At 70.2% G+C, this 16,724-nt stretch carries 14 protein-coding genes; 2 read left to right on the top strand and 12 right to left on the bottom strand.

Annotation, left to right across the window (positions count from 1 at the left end; all coding sequences use genetic code 11):
- Positions 1 to 2: 2 nt before the first annotated feature.
- From C1707_RS06950 to C1707_RS06965, 4 genes are read right to left on the bottom strand one after another with little or no spacing between them, the layout of a single operon-like run.
- Positions 3 to 2,327, bottom strand: coding sequence for a chemotaxis protein CheA (locus C1707_RS06950; RefSeq protein ID WP_101711061.1), 2,325 nt, complete (start codon positions 2,325 to 2,327; stop codon positions 3 to 5).
- Positions 2,328 to 2,383: 56 nt separating this feature from the next.
- Positions 2,384 to 2,749, bottom strand: a complete 366-nt coding sequence (locus C1707_RS06955) for a response regulator (RefSeq protein WP_058347355.1) — start codon at positions 2,747 to 2,749, stop codon at positions 2,384 to 2,386.
- Positions 2,746 to 3,030 (bottom strand): STAS domain-containing protein, encoded by a 285-nt coding sequence (locus tag C1707_RS06960; RefSeq protein ID WP_420808239.1) that lies wholly within the window; start codon positions 3,028 to 3,030, stop codon positions 2,746 to 2,748. The genes C1707_RS06955 and C1707_RS06960 overlap by 4 nt, the downstream gene beginning before the upstream one ends.
- Positions 3,030 to 4,997 (bottom strand): methyl-accepting chemotaxis protein, encoded by a 1,968-nt coding sequence (locus tag C1707_RS06965; protein WP_101711059.1) that lies wholly within the window; start codon positions 4,995 to 4,997, stop codon positions 3,030 to 3,032. Before C1707_RS06965 ends, C1707_RS06960 begins: the two co-directional genes overlap by 1 nt.
- A 336-nt stretch (positions 4,998 to 5,333) precedes the next feature.
- Here C1707_RS06965 and C1707_RS06970 point away from each other — a divergent pair, with 336 nt between their 5' ends.
- The gene (locus C1707_RS06970) at positions 5,334 to 5,645 is read left to right on the top strand and encodes a hypothetical protein (RefSeq protein ID WP_101711058.1); all 312 of its coding nucleotides are present in this window, start codon (positions 5,334 to 5,336) and stop codon (positions 5,643 to 5,645) included.
- A 258-nt stretch (positions 5,646 to 5,903) separates the two neighbouring features.
- Here C1707_RS06970 and C1707_RS06975 read toward each other — a convergent pair whose 3' ends face one another.
- The 5 genes from C1707_RS06975 to C1707_RS06995 form a co-directional block, all read right to left on the bottom strand.
- Complete coding sequence (locus C1707_RS06975; protein WP_101711057.1) at positions 5,904 to 7,496, bottom strand: globin-coupled sensor protein; 1,593 nt, start codon at positions 7,494 to 7,496, stop codon at positions 5,904 to 5,906.
- Between the two features lie 120 nt (positions 7,497 to 7,616).
- A complete protein-coding gene (locus tag C1707_RS06980; RefSeq protein ID WP_101711056.1) occupies positions 7,617 to 8,765 on the bottom strand; it encodes an acyl-CoA dehydrogenase family protein in 1,149 nt (382 codons plus the stop codon).
- 85 nt (positions 8,766 to 8,850) lie between these two features.
- Positions 8,851 to 11,130: a S8 family peptidase gene (locus C1707_RS06985; protein ID WP_101711055.1), complete on the bottom strand. Its 2,280-nt coding sequence runs from the start codon at positions 11,128 to 11,130 to the stop codon at positions 8,851 to 8,853.
- 32 nt (positions 11,131 to 11,162) lie between these two features.
- Positions 11,163 to 12,584 (bottom strand): amino acid permease, encoded by a 1,422-nt coding sequence (locus C1707_RS06990; protein ID WP_101711054.1) that lies wholly within the window; start codon positions 12,582 to 12,584, stop codon positions 11,163 to 11,165.
- A gap of 157 nt (positions 12,585 to 12,741) precedes the next feature.
- On the bottom strand, positions 12,742 to 12,990 hold the full coding sequence (locus tag C1707_RS06995) for a DUF6356 family protein (RefSeq protein WP_101711053.1): 249 nt from the start codon (positions 12,988 to 12,990) through the stop codon (positions 12,742 to 12,744).
- A 122-nt stretch (positions 12,991 to 13,112) separates the two neighbouring features.
- On the opposite strand from C1707_RS06995, the gene C1707_RS07000 reads away from it, so the two are divergent.
- A complete protein-coding gene (locus C1707_RS07000) occupies positions 13,113 to 13,577 on the top strand; it encodes an Lrp/AsnC family transcriptional regulator (RefSeq protein ID WP_476695750.1) in 465 nt (154 codons plus the stop codon).
- Here the strand turns inward: C1707_RS07000 and nagA are convergent.
- From nagA to C1707_RS07015, 3 genes are read right to left on the bottom strand one after another with little or no spacing between them, the layout of a single operon-like run.
- Positions 13,574 to 14,719, bottom strand: a complete 1,146-nt coding sequence (nagA, locus tag C1707_RS07005) for an N-acetylglucosamine-6-phosphate deacetylase (RefSeq protein WP_101711051.1) — start codon at positions 14,717 to 14,719, stop codon at positions 13,574 to 13,576. The two genes, C1707_RS07000 and nagA, sit on opposite strands and share 4 nt — an antisense overlap.
- On the bottom strand, positions 14,719 to 15,786 hold the full coding sequence (locus C1707_RS07010) for an SIS domain-containing protein (protein ID WP_101711050.1): 1,068 nt from the start codon (positions 15,784 to 15,786) through the stop codon (positions 14,719 to 14,721). The genes nagA and C1707_RS07010 overlap by 1 nt, the downstream gene beginning before the upstream one ends.
- Positions 15,787 to 15,808: 22 nt before the next feature.
- Positions 15,809 to 16,555, bottom strand: coding sequence for a GntR family transcriptional regulator (locus C1707_RS07015; RefSeq protein ID WP_101711049.1), 747 nt, complete (start codon positions 16,553 to 16,555; stop codon positions 15,809 to 15,811).
- Positions 16,556 to 16,724 lie beyond the last annotated feature (169 nt).

The raw sequence follows: 16,724 nt of genomic DNA on the forward strand, positions 1-16,724 counted from the left end.
GCTTATTCCGCGGCGATCAGAGTGGGTTCGACGGGGCGGGGCGGCTCGCGACGGCGCAGGCTGATCACCGCGTCGACGTCGAGGATGAGGGCCACGCGGCCGTCGCCCAGGATCGTCGCGGCGGCCACGCCGTCGACCTGCTGGTAGTTCTGCTCCAGCGACTTGATGACCACCTGACGCTGGCCGTGGATGGCGTCGGCCACCAGGGCGGCGCGCGAGCCGTCCTCGCCCTCGACCAGCAGCACGACGCCTTCGGTCGGCGGCGGCGAGGCCTCGCGGTAGCCCAGGGTCAGGCCGACGTCGATCAGCGGCACGAAGCTGTCGCGGACGGCCAGCACCGAGCCGACCGGACCCAGCGGGCGAACTTCTTCCGGCTTGGGACGCAGGCTTTCGACGATGGCGGCCAGCGGCACCACCAGGGTCTCGCCGGCGACGTCGACCACCATGCCGTCGAGGACGGCCAGGGTCAGCGGCAGGCTCAGCGTGAAGGTCGAGCCCTGGCCCGGACGCGAGGTGATCGAGATGCGGCCGCCCAGGGCCTGCACCGAGCGCTTGACCACGTCCATGCCGACGCCGCGGCCCGAGACGTCCGAGATCTTGTCGGCGGTCGAGAAGCCCGGGAGGAAGATCAGGTTGTCGATCTCCTCGTCGGTCAGCTGCAGCTCCGGCGAGATCAGGCCCTTCTTGATCGCGATCGAGTGGACGCGCTCGCGGTTGATGCCCTTGCCGTCGTCGGAGACCTCGATGACGATCCGGCCGCTGCGGTGCAGGGCGGCCAGCTTCACGACGCCTTCAGGGTTCTTGCCGGCCGCCTTGCGCTCTTCGGGGCTTTCCAGCCCGTGGTCGATGGCGTTGCGCAGCATGTGGGTGATAGGGTCGGACAGACGCTCGATGACCGTCTTGTCGACCTCGGTGTTCTCGCCGTCCATCACCAGGCGGGCCTGCTTGCCCGTCATGCTGGCGACTTCGCGGACCAGGCGCGGCATGCGCTGGAACACCGACTTCACCGGCTGGGCGCGGATGGCCATGACGCTGTCCTGGATCTCGCGCGTCAGCTGTTCCAGCTCGTCGAGGCCCATGGCCAGGTTGGAGGAGGGGGCGATGCCGTATTCGCCGACGCGCTGCGCCAGCATGGCCTGGTTGATGACCAGCTCGCCGACCAGGTCGATCAGGCGGTCGATGCGTTCGGGATCGACGCGGATCACCGACTGGCCCGGACCCGGGACGTCGATCTGCTGGGCCTTGGCGGCCGGAGCGGCGGCGGGCGCGGCGGCGACGGGCGCCGGGGTCGCGACAGGCGCGGCGACCGGAGCCGGAGCGGCTTCGACGACCGGCGCGGCGGCGACCGGTTCGGGAATGGCTTCCACCACCACCGGGGCCTCGGCGACCACGACGGGGGCGGTCTCGACCACGGCGGCGGGCGCGTCGCCGGCCAGCAGGGCGGCCAGGGCGGCGTCGGCGCTCAGGCCCTCGCCGCGGGTGATTTCCAGGTCGCAGTCGCCGTCGACGAATTCGAAGACCTCGCGGATGGCGGTCTCGTCTTCCTCGGTCTCCAGGCGCACCGTCCAGGTGGCGTAGGCGGCTTCGGCGTCCAGCTGGTCCAGCGGCGGGATGGCGCTGGCGTCGAGCGTGGCCTCGATCGGGCCCAGGCGCGCCAGTTCGCGCAGCAGCAGGGCGGTCTCGTTGGCCTTGCGGTAGAGGTCCGACTTCGGACGGATCGACACCGTCCAGACGTTGCCCGCGGCGGCGGCGACGTCGGCCGCCTGCTCGTCGATGGTGATCGTCATCGGCTGGAAGTCGAAGCCCAGGTCGTCGTCGTCCAGGGCGTCGTCGGCTCCGATCGGGGCCCCGACCGACATGTCGACCGGCGCGGCGAGGGGCGCGGCTTCGAAGGCGATCGTGTCGACCACGGGCGCGGCGACGACGGGAGCCGGCGCGGCGTTCGGGTCGGTGCAGGCCTTCAGCTCGGCGGCCATGGCGGCCGAGACGGCCTCGTCCACGAAGCCCAGGCCGCGGGCCGAGCTGACGTGGTCGGCCAGGACGTCCGAGGCGCGCAGCAGGGTCGCGACCAGGTCCGGGGTCGAGGGCACTTCGTTGGAACGCACGGCGTCGAGCAGGGTCTCGAACACGTGGGCGAAGCGCACCAGCGGCTCGAGGCCGAAGGCGCCGGCGCCGCCCTTGATCGAGTGGACGGCGCGGAACACGGCGTTGACGGTGTCGCCGTCGTCGTTGCCGTCCTGCATGGCCAGGAGCCCGCCTTCGAGGTCGGCGAGCAGTTCCTCGCACTCCTGGAAGAAGGTGACCTTGATGGCCTCTAACTCGTCCATTCCAACGTTCCTAAAACGAGAGAGTCTTCAGTGCCCCCGGGGAGGGGGAAACGACGTCAGGCCGCGACGCGGCGGATGGCGTCGACCAGCTTTTCCGGGTTGAACGGCTTGACGATCCAGCCCGTGGCGCCGGCGCGGCGCGCGCGGTCCTTCTTGGCCGGGTCGCTTTCCGTGGTCAGCACCAGGATCGGGATGGCGCGATAGTCGTCGTCGACCCGCACCGCCTCGATGAAGCCGAAGCCGTCCAGCTTGGGCATGTTGATGTCGGTGATGATCACGTCGGGGCGATGGGCGGAAAGTACTTCCAGCCCGTGCTCGCCGTCGACCGCTTCGACGACGTTGAACCCGGCGCCGGCGAGGGCCATGCGCAGCATGTCCCGCATCGTTCGGGAATCATCGACCGTGAGGACCGTCCGCGTCACGATTGAACTCCATGGATATCCGCCGAGAGAAGCGCCCCTTCGGCGCCGAACAGACGGGTGGTTTCGACAAAGGCCTCCGAAGGGGCCCGGATAGAGAAGGACTTGCCGTCCGCCGCCCAGGCGGTCTTGGCCGCCAGGAGCACTTGCAGGCACAGGCCGCCGAGGCGCCGGACGCTGCCGGCGTCGACCTCGACCGCCTCGCCGCGACGTTCCAGGAACGCCGCCTTGAGGGGACCCGACGCCTTCAGATCAAGCGTTTCGGGCAGCGAAAGGACAGTCATCAAAACTCCTCCCAGCCGTCGCTGACCGGGGCGGCCGCTGCGGCGGCTCCGCCGCGGCCGGGCCGGGCGAAAGCGCCGAGCCGGGCGCGTTGCTCGGCGACGGGGTTGCGGGCCGGCGAGTCGACGGCGTGGTCGGCTTCGCGCGGGCGTTCAAAGCGTTGGGCCGAACCTTCACCCACACGGAAGCGACCGATCAGGCGCACCAGCTCCGCGGTCTCGCCCTTCAGCGAGTGCGTCGCGGCGGTCGATTGCTCGACCATGGCGGCGTTCTGTTGGGTCACCTGATCCATCTGGTTGACGGCGGTGTTGACTTCGTTGAGGCCGGTCGCCTGCTCGGCCGCCGAGGCGGCGATTTCGGTGACCAGGGCGTCGATCTCGCCGACCTTCGCCACGATCCGCTGCAGGGCCTCGCCGGTCTGACCGACCAGGCTCACCCCCGCAGAGACCTGCTGGGTCGACGACGAGATCAGGGTCTTGATCTCCTTGGCAGCCTCGGCCGAGCGCTGGGCGAGCGCGCGGACTTCCTGGGCGACCACCGCGAAACCACGTCCCGCTTCGCCCGCCCGGGCGGCCTCCACCCCGGCGTTGAGCGCCAGGAGGTTGGTCTGGAAGGCGATCTCGTCGATCACGCCGATGATCTGGCTGATCTGCTTGGAGGAATTTTCGATTTCGCCCATCGCGGACACTGCCTGATGGACGACCTGGCCGGAATGCGTCGCTTCGCCACGGGTGGTCGAGACGACGTCCGAGGCCTGGCGGGCGCCCGAGGCCGTGCGGCGCACGGTGGCGGTCAGTTCGTCGAGGGCCGCGGCGGTCTCTTCCAGGCTGGCGGCCTGCTGTTCGGTGCGGCGCGACAGGTCGTCGGAGGCGTGGGCGATTTCGTCGGCGCCGGTGCGCAGGCCGTCGGTCGAGGCCGTGATGACCTTCACGGTGTCCTGCAGCTGGCCGATGGCGCCGTTGAAGTCGTCCTTCAGCTTGGCGTACTCGCCCGGGAAGGTGGCGGTGACGCGGAAGGTCAGGTCGCCTTGGGCCAGGCGCTCCAGGCCCTCGGCCAGCGAGCTGACCACCAGGGCGCTCTCGCGGGCGGCGGCGGCGGCGGCCTGTTCCTTGGCGCGGCGCTCGTCGGCGGTCAGGGCGGCCGACTTCTCCTGTTCGGCGCGCAGCTGCTCCAGGTGCAGCTGGTTGTCGCGGAAGACCTTCAGCGAACGCACGATGGCGCCCAGCTCGTCCCCACGAGTCAGGCGTTCGAGGTCGATGCCATTGTCGCCCTTCGAGAGCTTCTCGGTGGCGCCGGCGATGTCGGAGATCGACTTGCGGGTCGTCATCACGGTCAGGAAGGCCAGGGCGCCGACGGCGGCCAGGGTGATGAGCGACAGCACGATGGTGATGCTGATGGCGGCGGCGGCCTCGGCCTGGCGCTTGGCGGCCTGGGTCTTGGCGCGGTTGCCGGCGTCGTCGACCACCTTCTGCAGCTGCGCGGCCATCTTGACGTACTGGTCTTCGAAGCTGCCGGCGAAGCTCATCGCCATGCCAGCGTCGACGTCGACCATGCCGCTGACGGTGTCGACGGCGCTGCGGCACTCGGCCAGCGCCTTGACCAGGGCGTCGATCTTCGGACGTTCCGAGGCGGGAAGACGGCCGGAGAGGGCCTTCATTTCCTTGCCCAGGGTGTCGAACTCGGCGAGCAGTTCGGTGATGCGCGGACCGGCCGGCGCGGCCATCGGGTCAGCCTTGGAGGCCAGGATCTGGTAGAGCTTGCCGTGAGCGTCGGTGATGCGGCGCGACAGCGACTGGATCTCGCTGTTGGTGCGCATGTCGTTCTCGACGACCTGTTGCAGCGCGGCAGACTGGTTCTTCTGCACGACGATGGACCCCGCGGCCATGGCCGCCAGCATCAGCAGAGCGAAGGCCGGCGCGAAGCCGATTTTTATGATCAACGGCAGATCGACGAGTCGAAAGCGCTTCATGACAAATCCCCTCCAAGCGACGGCCGTGCCCACGGACCGTTCGCAACGTGAGGCGATCATCACGATAGAGTCCTAATAGTTCCTGACTTTGGTTAAGGATGATGGCCGCACCCTGTCGCACCCCGTATCGATGCGCGCATCCGCACGCGTATTTGAGTCTAGAGTGGGGTGAATGTGGCGACTTGGCGCCCTTCACAAGTCATTATGGTTATCGATAAGTAAATATCGATTATCCTTCGCTGACTCAGACTATCTTAACTTGCGGCTGCGAAAAGGTGCAGGCGTCCGGTTGGCGCAACGTCCAACGGACGAAGAGAAAATACTAGGAGCAGCGGGATGAAATATCCGATCGCTTTTGCCGCGGGAATCGCCGGCAGCTTGTTCGTCGCTCAGGCCGCTTCGGCCGCCGGCGGTTTCGAAGACCAAATGGGCCGCTGCCTGCAGCAGTTCGCCAACACCAAGGACGCCGCTCAGGTGATGCTTGAGTGCACCGCCGACGCCGGCAAGCTCTCGGGCTGCAAGGTCGTCGACAACAGCGCCGCCGGCAAGGGCTTCGACAAGGCCGCCATGTGCATCGCCGAGAAGCTGCCGATGGGCGCCAAGACCGGCACCGTGAAGGTTCCGTTCCGCTTCCCGGGCGGCGCGTAAGACTTACGCGCCTTCCCAGAGGGGGTTTTCAAGCGCCTCCGCTGGTCCAGGCCGGCGCATCCCGCAGGGGACGCGCCACGGCCGGACCGGCGGGGGCGTTTTGCTGTCTGGATGCCGGCGTCGCAAGTAACGCCCATGCTTCCGCAAGAATTGGCGCGCCCCAAGAAAAAGCCCGTCTTGCGGCGGGCCAGTTGAGGAGACGCGTGAAGAAACCGACCGGAGCGCGTTACGCTAAGCCGCGCTCCGGCCTTACAAAATTCAGTACTCTTCCCAGTCCTGGTCGACGGCGAGGGCGGCCGAGCCGCGTTGCGCGCCGGGACGCGAGGCCATGCGAGGCGCGGCCGGGCGGGGCGCGGCATGGTGCGCGGGGCGGGCGATCGGCGTCGTGATCGCCTGGCGAGACGTCTTGAAGCCGCCGACGAGGCGGGTCAGCTCGTTGGACTGGCCCTTCAGCGAATGGGTGGCGGCGGTGGTCTGCTCGACCATGGCCGCGTTCTGCTGGGTGACCTGGTCCATCTGGTTGACGGCGATGTTGACCTGGGCGAGGCCGCTCGACTGTTCCTGGGCCGAGGACGAGATCTCGCCGACCAGGGCGTCAATCTCGGCGACCTTGACCACGATGCCGCGCAGGGCCTCGCCGGTCTGGCCGACCAGGGCCACGCCGGCCTCGACCTGCTTGGACGAGGCGCCGATCAGGCTCTTGATCTCCTTGGCCGCCTCGGCCGAACGCTGGGCCAGGGCCCGCACTTCGGAAGCGACGACCGCGAAGCCCTTGCCCGCGTCGCCGGCCCGGGCCGCCTCGACCCCGGCGTTGAGCGCCAGCAGGTTGGTCTGGAAGGCGATCTCGTCGATCACCCCGATGATGTTGCTGATCTCGCGAGAGCTGGTCTCGATCTCGCCCATGGCGGCGACGGCGTCGGTGACCACCACGCCCGAGCGCTCGGCGTCGGTCTTGGCGCCGGCCACCACGTCCGAGGCCTGGCGGGCCCCGGCGGCGGCGCGCTTGACCGTGGCGGTGATCTCGTCGAGGGCGGCGGCGGTTTCCTCGAGGCTGGCGGCCTGCTGCTCGGTGCGGCGCGACAGGTCGTCGGCGGCGACGCCGATCTCGTCCGTGCCCGAGCGGATGCCGTCGGTGGCGGCGGCCACGGCGGCCATGGCCTCTTCCAGGGTCGCCACGGCGGCGTTGAAGTCGCCCTTCAGCTTCTGGAAGTCGGCGGTGACCTCGATGTCGAGGCGCGAGGCCAGGTCGCCCTCGGCCAGGCGCGACAGGGCCTCGCCCAGGGCCTGGACCACGGCGGTCTGGCTGCGTTCGTTGGCCAGGCGCACCTCTTCCAGGCGCCGGCGCTCGGCTTCGATGGTCTCCAGATAGATCGAGATGGCGAAGTCCATGTCGAGCATGACCGCCTTCATCAGCGCCGAGACCGCGTCGCCGGCCTTTTCGGCGCCGTCGGCCTTGGCCATGAATCCCTTGGGCCAGACCTCCCGGAGCGCCGCGCGCATCAGGTGCTCGCTGACCAGAGCGTAGCCGCCGATGTACCAGCGCGGCTCCAGGCCGATGCGGGCGTGGGTCTCGCCGATGGTGCGGACGGCCTTGACGTAGGTGTCGCTGAAGTCGGCCTCGGCGATCACCGACCAGTGCGACTTCTGGCGATTGCCGGCCGCATCCATGTGGCGCTCGTCGCCGAAGAACTTGCGGGTCTCGGGCGTGGCCTTGACGCGATCGTAGAAGCCCTTCAGCGCCGGGCCGATTTCCCTCTCGATGAGCGGACGCAGAGCCCGCAGGGCCGCACGGGCTCGGTTGTCGAGGCCCATGAACGCAACGCGGTCACTCAGTGCATAGTCCTGGCTCATCTGGCCGCATCCTCGATTGAGATATCGAGGTTCACTCTCGCGGCTGATGGTTAATCCGCAAACAACTTTTCCCGTTCTGAGCGCGTCAAGGCGTCGCACTCTACCCGGATATGCTTGCGGCTATCCGCCGCGACGAAGTGTTTCTCGAGCAATGACCAGTTGCTGGATCTGGCTGGTGCCCTCGTAAATCCGGAAAATACGGACATCGCGATACAGGCGCTCGATGCCGTAGTCGGCGACATAGCCAGCTCCGCCGAAGATCTGCACGGCCCGGTCGGCGACGCGGCCGACCATCTCCGAGGCGAACAGCTTGGCGGCCGCCGCCTCCAGGGTCACGCCTTCGCCGGCGTCGCGCTTGCGGGCGGTCTCCAGCACCAGGGCGCGGGCCGCCAGGGCCTCGGTCTTGCTGTCGGCGAGCATGGCCTGGATCAGCTGGAAGCTGGCGATCGGCTGGCCGAACTGCTTGCGCTCGGAGGCGTAGGCCACGCAGTCGGCGATCAGTCGCTCGGCCACGCCCACGCAGACGGCGGCGATGTGCAGGCGGCCCCGGTCGAGCACCTGCATGGCCACCTTGAAGCCCTCGCCCTCGGCACCCAGGCGGTTTTCGGCCGGCACGCGCACGCCGTCGAAGGTGACGTCGTGGATGTGGGCGCCCTGCTGGCCCATCTTCTTCTCGGCCTTGCCCACGTGCAGGCCCGGCAGACCGGCGGGGACCAGGAAGGCCGAGACGCCCGAGCCGCCCTTGGCGTCGGGGTCGGTGCGGGCCATCACCGTGAACAGCGAGGCCTTGCCGGCATTGGTGATGAAGCGCTTGGACCCGGTCAGCACGTAGTCGTCGCCGTCGCGCACGGCCCTTGTCTGCACCGAGGCGCTGTCGGAGCCGGCCTCCGGCTCGGTCAGGGCGAAGGAGGTGACGGTCTGCCCCGAGGCGATGCCGGGCAGCCACCGGGCCTTCTGGGCGTCGGTGCCGAACATCACCAGGCCCTGGCTGCCGATGCCCACATTGGTGCCGAACACCGAGCGGAAGGCTGGCGAGGCGCGCCCCAGCTCGACGGCCACCAGCGCCTCGTCCTCCATGGAAAGGCCAAGGCCGCCGTGCTCCTCGGGGATCGACAGGCCAAAGAGGCCAAGATCGCGCATCTCGGCGATCACGGCCTCGGGCACGGCGTCGTCCTCAGCCACCTGGGCCTCGATCGGCCGCAGGCGTTCGGCCACGAAGCGGGCGACCATGTCGAGCAGCTGGTCGCGGGTCTCGCGGTCGAGGGCCATGGCGGTTCCTTCCTGTTGTTTCGTCGCGTCAAACGATCGTTTTATTCGCCGACTTTAGCCGGCGCGCGGCGGAATGGAAGGCCCGTCAGAAGCGGGCGCGGTAGGCGGCCGACAGGTTGAACTCCGGATCGGCCGAGGCGTCGTGGCCGGGCTGCAGGGCCAGGCCGCCGCGCACGGTCAGCCGCCGCTCGCCGCCAAGGGCCTTCTCCAGGCCCAGGCGCAGGTCGATCTCGCGTCCGTCCGGCGAGGCGCTGAACCGCCGCGTCGAATAGGTCAGCGGATCCTCGTAGGACAGCGGGGCGTCGGCCAGGGTGGTGGTGAAGCGGCCGGCCTCGATGCGCAGGGGCTGGCTGACCTCGAAGGTGAGCTGGGCGCAGGACCAGCCGATCAGCCCGCAGTCGGCGGCCGCCGCCAGCCGCCAGGCGCCGCTGACCGCGCCGTCGAGGGCCAGAAGGCCGCCGCGCGCGTCCATCCGGCCCATCGAGGCTTCGGCGCGCAGGGTCACGCCCGGGCGCGGCGAGAGGTCGAAGGCGGCCGCCGTGAAGCGGGTGGTCGAGGGCAGGGCGAAGGTCGAGCCCGGCGCCAGGAACGAGCCGAGCGGACCCAGCGGTTCTTCCAGCGTGCCGGCGGTGAGGCTGAGCACCCCGCCGCCCACCAAGGTCTGGCCGGTGGCCGAGACGTAGCGCGAGGCCTTGATCTCGGTGGTGCGCAGCGGCAGGCGACGCTCGGCCTCGCCCTGTTCGGCGCTCAAGGCGAAGCGGCCCAGGCGCACGGCCGCCTGCACGGTCTGGTCGGGGCGGGCGACCATGCGGAAGGCGTCGCGTCCCTCCGGGCCGGACGGGGCCGGGGCGCCGCCTTCGCCCTTCCAGGTCGAGAAGCTGAAGCGGCCGAAGGCGGCCTGCATCCGCGCCGAGCGCATGGGCTGGGGCGCCAGCAGCAGGTCGGGGGCGCTGGCGTTGGGGATGTCTTCGAACAGCGGGCCCTCGGCGCTGAACGCCAGCTCGGCGCCGGCCAGCGCCGGTCCGCCCAGGACGACCGAGCTGGAGGCGACGGCCGGCGGCAGGTCGCCGACGCCCCGGCGCGAGGACGAGGGCACGGTTCCGGCCAGGTCGACCACGAAGCGGCGGTGGTAGTCGTCGGTCAGCACCGTCGTCAGGGCGCTGGTGCGCGCGAGCGCGTTGCCGAAGGCGCCGGCCACGTTCGTTCCCGGCGCCGGGCCGTCGTCGAGGATCACCGCCGCGCCGTCGCCGGTCGCCAGGCTGCTGGTCCCGACCGGCTGGAAGGCCCGCGTCAGGTCCAGCGAGCCGCGGCCGTAGGTGGAGTCCGTGCCGGTGGTTCCGAGGTCGGCGGCGGTGCGCAGCAGGATCGACACCGCGTCGCGGCCGGAAATGTTGGGGAAGGCCTGCAGCAGCAGCGCCAGGGCGCCCGAGACGTGCGGGGCGGCGAACGAGGTGCCCGAGATCCGCCAGCAGCTGCCGCCGTCGCAATCGGTGATCACGTCTTCGCCGGGCGCGACGAGGTAGCCCTCGGCGGCGACGCCGGCGCGGTTGGAGAAGCTGGACATCGTCCCCGCGCGCGACACCGAGCCGACGGCCAGCACCGACCCGGCGTAGCGCGGATCGACGGCGTAGCGGGCCGGCCAGCTGGGATCGGCCAGGCCGTCGTTGCCGGAGGCGGCGGCGATGACCACGCCGGCGGCCGTGGCGCGGGCAAGGGCGGCTTCGAAGGTCGGGCCCAGCTGGCTCTCGCCGCCCAGCGACAGGTTGATCACCTTGGCGCCGTTGGCGACGGCGTAGTCGATGGCCCGAGCCAGGTTGGTCGAGTTGAAGACGCAGTCGGCGCAGTCGGGATTGGTCGAGACGGTGTCGGCGCGGATCGACAGGATGGTCGAGCCGTAGGCCACGCCGATCGTGCCGGCGCCATTGAAGTTGGAGGCGATGATCCCGGCCGAGCGGGTGCCGTGGCGGCTGGTGTCGAAGGGCGTGTTGCGCCCGGCGACGATGTCGGTGGAAGCCGCCGACAGACGGCCGGCGAGGTCGGGCTGGGCCGGGTCGACCCCGGTGTCGACGACCGCGACGGTCACCCCGGCGCCGGTGTGGCCCGCGTCGTAGGCGACGTTGGCGTGGATGGCGGCCAGGCCCCAGCTGCGCTGGTACTCCGCGCCGCTGACGCTCGGAGGCGGCGGGGGTGGAGGAGGGGGCGGCGGTGGCGGTGGCGGTGGCGGAGGCGGAGGGGGCGGCGGCGTGGTCACGCCGGTCGATGGACCGCCCCCGCCGCCGCCTCCGCCGCATCCCGTGACCAGCAGAGCCGCGCCCAGGACGAACGCGACGGGCCATGTGCGCAGGGCGCGATCGAGCTTGGTCATCGAAAACCCCTCAAGCCCGCCCCGCGCCTACCTTACTTCGCGGATGACGAACCTTTCGCGAGGACACTGCGTCGCACGCCGTAAAGGAAGTATATCGCGAGCCCGATCAACTGGGCGTAGAAGAAGTAGTGTTGCGTCTTGGCCGGGAGGCTGGCGAACAGGTAGAGGCAGCCGAGGATCGCGCCGGACGCCACCACCGGCCAGGCCGGGGTCGAGAACACGCGGGGACGCTGGGGCTCGCGCAGGCGCAGCACGATGACCGAGGCGCCGACGGCGATGAAGGCGGCCAGGGTGCCGGCGTTGGCCAGCTCGGCGATCTCCTTCAGCGGCAGCAGGCCTGAAAGCACCGCCGCCAGCACGCCGGTCAGCAGGGTCATCAGCACCGGCGTGCCGGTCTTGGCGTTCACCCGCGACAGGGCGCGGGGCAGCAGGCCGTCGCGGGCCATGACGAAGAAGATGCGGCTCTGGCCGTACATGAAGGCCAGGATCACGGTCGGCAGGGCGATCACCGCGGCCAGGGCCACCAGGCCGGCGAGCTTCGGGTGCTTCAGGGTCTCGAGGATGAACACCAGCGGCGCTTCGCTGGCCGAGAACACCTCGGTGCGCGAGGCGCCGATCGAGACGGCGGCGACGATCATGTAGATGGCCGTGCAGGCGGCCATGGAGCCGACGATGCCGATGGTCAGGTCGCGCTTGGGGTCCTTGGTCTCCTCGGCGGCGGTCGACACCGCGTCGAAGCCGTAGAAGGCGAAGAAGATCAGGCTGGCGGCGGCCATGACGCCGACCTTGACGCCGTCGGGGCCGGGCGTGGCGGCGAAGCCCTTGGGCATGAACGGGGTGAAGTGGCTGGCGTCGAAGGCCGGCAGGCACAGGGCCACGAACACGGCCAGGGCCGCGATCTTGATCACCACCAGCACCATGTTGACCGTGGCGCTCTCGCGGGTGCCCAGGGCCAGGAGGCCGGCCACCGCCATCGAGATGATCACCGCGGGCAGGTTGATGATCCCGCCGGCGTGCGGGCCGGCCAGCAGGAAGTCGGGCGTGCCGATCATCTTGAAAAGCCCCTGGGCGTGGGCCGACCAGCCCACCGCCACGGCGGCGCAGACCAGGGTGTATTCGAGGATCAGGCTCCAGCCGATCACCCAGGCCACCGGCTCGCCCATGGCGACGTAGCTGTAGGTGTAGGCGCTGCCCGAGGCGGGGATCATGGTCGACAGCTCGGCGTAGCACAGCGCCGCGCAGGCGCAGACCGCGCCGGCGATCAGGAACGACAGGATCACGCCGGGACCGGCCAGGCCCGCGCCGACGCCGGTCAGGGTGTAGATGCCGGTGCCGACGATGGCCCCGACGCCCAGGGCCACCAGGTGGGGCCAGCTCAGCGTCTTCTTCAGCGCGTGGCCCTCATGGCCGCCGGCCGCCCCGTCGATCGCCTTGCGGCGCGTCCAGAAACTCATGCTTGTCCTCCCGACTGCCGGGGGACCATGGCTGGGGAACGAAGGTCCGCCAAGAGGGCGGGGCGCAAAGACGACGGATATTCGGCGCGGGGCCGAAAATGCGCCCTCCACGGACGAAACGCCGGCGCGAGCGCTTTCCGGCCGAAGGATCGTCGGTTCAGATGGCCGCGTCGAAGGCCTGGAAGGTGGCGAGCGCGGGCGGCGGCGCGCCGCGTCCCTTCATGCGGGCGTGCAGCGCCTTGACGCAGTCGCTGCCGGTGCGCTCGAACAGGAACGGCAGCACGCCGTGCGCCAGGCAGGCCAGGCCGGCGGCCACCATCGGCAGGCCGAAGCTCCAGGCCATGGCGAAGTGCTCGCCATAGGTCTCGCCGACCTGTCGCGGGTGGCGGGTGAAGAGCTCGAACATCGCGGGTCCCTCCTCGATCGAGGCCCGCGAGGATGCGCCCGGGCGGCGAGAAAGACATTGTCGATCTTGGCGGCGCGGCGCAGGCTGGGAGAATTCCCATCTCCGATATGCGAAGAAGCGAGATGATCGATCTCGATTCCATCGACCGCCGCCTGCTCGCCATCCTCCAGGAGGACGCCACCGTCTCGATCGCCGACCTGGCCGAGCGGGTAGGGCTGTCGCAGACCCCATGCTGGAAGCGGCTGAAGCGCCTGCAGGACACCGGCGTCATCACCGCCCGCGTCGCCCTGCTCGACCGCGACGCCCTGGACCTGCCGCTGACCGTGTTCGTGGCCGTCAAGACCGGCCGCCACGACGAGGACTGGCTGGCCACCTTCGCCAAGGGCGCGGGGGCTTTGCCCGAGGTGGTCGAGTTCTACCGGATGGCCGGCGAGGTCGACTACCTGCTGAAGGTGGTGGTCAAGGACATCGCCGCCTACGACCGCTTCTACAAGCGCCTGATCGCCACCGCGCCGCTGACCGACGTGTCGTCCAGCTTCGCGATGGAGCAGATCAAGTTCACGACGGCGCTGCCGATCCCGACCTAGCCCTGGCCGTCGATCCAGGTGCGCACGACGTTCCGGTCGCCGTCCAGCAGCACGAGGTCGGCGGCCTTGCCCGGCGCGATCGCGCCGCGCGCGGCCGACAGCCCGAGAAACGCGGCGGGCGCGCTCGAAGCGGTCATCACCGCGTCCTCCAGCGACAGGCCCAGCATCGAGACGGCGTTGCGAACCGCGCCGATCATGTCGAGGTCCGAGCCGGCCAGGGTGCCGCCGGGGCCGACGCAGACGCCGTCCTCGACGGTGATCGCCTGGCCCTGCAGCACGAACCGTTTGTCGGCCATGCCCACGGTGGGCATGGCGTCGGTGACCAGCATGAAGCGGTCCAGAGGCCGGGTGCGCAGCGCGATGCGCAGGGTGGCGGGGTCGACGTGGCGGCCGTCGACGATGATCCCGCACCAGGCGTCCTGGTTCTCCAGCGCCGCGCCCACCGCGCCGGGCGCCCGGCTGGTCAGCGGCGACATGGCGTTGAACAGGTGGGTGAAGCCGGTCAGGCCGGCCTCGAGCGCGGCCTTCACCGTCTCGTAGCGGGCGTTGGTGTGGCCGGCGGCAACCACGACGCCGGCCTGCGCCAGGCGGCGGACCATGTCGGGCGTGGTCATCTCGGGCGCCAGGGTCACCAGCGTGCGGCCGCGCTTCAGCGACGACAGCAGCTTGATGGCCGCCTCGTCCAGCACGCGGAACTTGTCGGCGTCGTGGATGCCCTTGCGCTGTTCGTTGAGGAACGGGCCCTCGATGTGCACGCCCAGCACGCCGGGAACGCCTGCCTCGATCGCTTGCTCGGTCGCCCGCATGGCCGCGTCGACCACGTCGAGGTCGTCGCTGATCAGGGTGGGCAGGAAGCCGGTCGTGCCGAACGGCCGGTGGGCGGCGCCGATGGCGGCGATCGTCTCCACCGTCGGGGCGTCGTTGAACAGCACGCCGCCGCCGCCGTTGACCTGGGTGTCGATGAAGCCGGGAACCAGCAGGCCGCCGGCCATGTCCTCGACGCTCGCCCCGGCCGGGACGTCGGCGCGGTCGACCAGGCCGACGATGGTCGAGCCCTCGATCAGCAGGGCCCGGCCGTCGGCGACGCCGGCGGGCGTCATGACGGCGCCGTTGACCAGGGCGGTTTGGGAGGCGGTCGGCATCAGACGGTCTTCGTCACCTTGTTGAGGTGGGGCGGGCGGTCGGGGTCGTAGCCGCGCGCCACCGACAGGCCGGCGGCCATGCGGTAGAAGCTCTGCACCGCCAGGATCGGCTCCAGCACCGGATGGCCCGACGCGGTCGGCAGCGCTGTCGTTCCCGGAGCTTCGCCGCCGGCCAGCAGCACGGCGGCGCCGCGCTCGGCCAGGCCTTTGGCCATCGCGATCGTCGAGTCGAAGGTCTCGTCGTGCTGGGCCAGGACGATGGCCGGGAAGCCGTCCTTCACCAGGGCCATGGGGCCGTGCAGCACCTCGGCGGCGCTGAAGGCCTCGGCGTGCAGGCCGCAGGTCTCCTTGAACTTCAGGGCCGCCTCCTGGGCGACGCCGAAGCCGACGCCGCGTCCCAGCACATAGAGGTTGGTCGCCTCGCGCAGGGCTTCGATCCCGGCGCTCCAGTCCTTGCTCCAGGCCTGTTCCAGGCCGGCGGGCAGGGTTTCCAGGGCGGCCGCCAGCGCGTCGTCCCGCGTCCAGGCGGCGACCAGCTGCACGATGGCGGCCAGGGCGGCGATGTAGGACTTGGTGGCCGCGACACTGAGCTCGGGGCCGGCGTGCAGCGGCAGCACCGCGTCGGCCAGAGCGGCCAGCGGCGAGGTCGTGTCGTTGACCAGGGCCACGGTGAAGGCGCCGCCGGCCTTGGCGGCCTCGACGGCGGCCAGCAGGTCGGGGCTTTTGCCCGACTGCGAGACGGCGATGTAGAGCACGCCCTCAAGGTCCTGCTGGGCGGCGTAGACCGACGACACCGACAGCGCCGCCGACGAGGTCAGCACGCCGGTGCGGGTCTCGATCAGGTACTTGGCGAAGGTGGCGGCATGATCGCTGGAGCCGCGCGCGCAGGTCACCACGGCCCGGGGCGGGGCGGCGCGCAGGCGCTCGCCGATCCCGGCCGCGACGTCCGCGTTGGCCGCCAGCTGGCGCGCGACCACGGCCGAGGCCTCGCCCGCCTCGAGGAACATGCGGGTGGCCTCGGCGGTGAGGGATTGCGCTTCGGGTCGGGTCAAGACGGTCGCCTCCAAGACGGCTTCCTTTGCAAAGTAATCAGGACAGGGCGTTCAGTTCGGCCACGAAGTCGTAGGCGTCGCCGCGGTAGTAGGATTGGGTCACTTCCACCGGGCGGCCGTCCTTGAGGAAGCCGCGCCGCTCGATCAGCAGGCCCGCGTCCTTCAGCGGCACGCCCAGCAGGTCGGCCTGCTCGGCGGCGAACAGGATGGCGCGCAGCCGCTGCAGGGCGCGCGCCGGACGGTGGCCGGTCTTCTCCAGCGCCTCGTAGAGCGAGGTGCCGACCACCTCGGTGGAGGGCAGGGCGAAGGCGGCGACGGTGGTGTACTCGACGGCCATCGGCGCGCCGTCGGCATAGCGGATGCGGGCGAAGCGGTAGACCGGCGTGCCGGGCGACAGGCCAAGTGTCAGCGACTCCTCGGGCGTGACCTGGCCCTCGCTGCGGCTGATCCACTCGCTGTGCGGGACGCGGCCGCGGGCGATCATGTCCTCGGTGAACGAGGACAGCTTGGAGAAGCTCTTCTCCACCCGCGCGGCGACAAAGGTGCCCGCGCCCTGGCGGCGGGTCAGCAGGCCCTCGCTGACCAGGCCGTCCAGCGCCTTGCGCACGGTGATGCGCGAGATGCTGAATTCTTCGGCAAGGTCGCGCTCGGCCGGCAGGGCGTCGTCGGGCGACAGGATCTTCTTCTGGATCGCCTCGCGCAGGGCGCGCTGCAGCTGCTTGTACAGCGGGGCGTGGTCCTGCCCGTGGCCGTCCAGGCGTCCGATCTTTTCGGCGAACTGCATCACGTCCCAACCCCCTGGCCCAAAGCCGACAGGCCAACAATCGCCCGGATGCGCTCCTCGGAAAGGGCGGCGCAACAGTGCATGACCATTTTCATACCAATTATATCGTGGTCTGCAATTGGTTCTTTTTAGGTCTTGTCAGGTGCAAAAATTTCGTCACAGTCACACT

The organism is Caulobacter flavus (genome assembly GCF_003722335.1).
GTDB lineage: Bacteria > Pseudomonadota > Alphaproteobacteria > Caulobacterales > Caulobacteraceae > Caulobacter > Caulobacter flavus.